This window comes from Pseudoduganella sp. jia 9, from assembly GCF_055502615.1.
This window is the reverse complement of record NZ_JBUPWE010000045.1, coordinates 1-747: the sequence shown is the minus strand read 5'-3', so window position 1 is coordinate 747 and position 747 is coordinate 1. Positions and strand designations below refer to the sequence as shown.

The 747-nt window shown below is 51.1% G+C and carries 1 rRNA gene; it reads right to left on the bottom strand.

Features of this window, described 5'->3' with window-relative positions:
- A 23S ribosomal RNA gene (locus ACY34H_RS30035) occupies positions 1–747 on the bottom strand; the annotation flags it as partial.

Genomic DNA, 747 nt, shown 5'->3' with positions numbered 1-747 from the left:
CACCCCTATCCACAGCTCATCCCCTAATTTTTCAACATTAGTGGGTTCGGTCCTCCAGTGCGTGTTACCGCACCTTCAACCTGGCCATGGATAGATCACTTGGTTTCGGGTCTACACCCAGCAACTAACGCCCTGTTCGGACTCGATTTCTCTGCGGCTCCCCTATTCGGTTAACCTCGCTACTGAATGTAAGTCGCTGACCCATTATACAAAAGGTACGCCGTCACGGAACAAGTCCGCTCCGACTGTTTGTATGCACACGGTTTCAGGATCTATTTCACTCCCCTCCCGGGGTTCTTTTCGCCTTTCCCTCACGGTACTGGTTCACTATCGGTCGATTACGAGTATTTAGCCTTGGAGGATGGTCCCCCCATATTCAGACAGGATTTCTCGTGTCCCGCCCTACTTGTCGCATACTTAGTACCACCGGTCTGATTTCGCGTACGGGGCTATCACCCACTATGGCGCCTATTTCCAGAGGCTTCCACTACCAGTCCGACTATCATATGCAGGCTCATCCCATTTCGCTCGCCACTACTTTGGGAATCTCGGTTGATTTCTTTTCCTGCAGCTACTTAGATGTTTCAGTTCGCCGCGTTCGCTTCACACACCTATGTATTCAGTGAGTGATGACCTATAAGGCCGGGTTTCCCCATTCGGAAATCTTCGGATCAATGCTCGTTTGTCAGCTCCCCGAAGCTTATCGCAGACTTCTACGTCCTTCATCGCCTGTAATCGCCAAGGCAT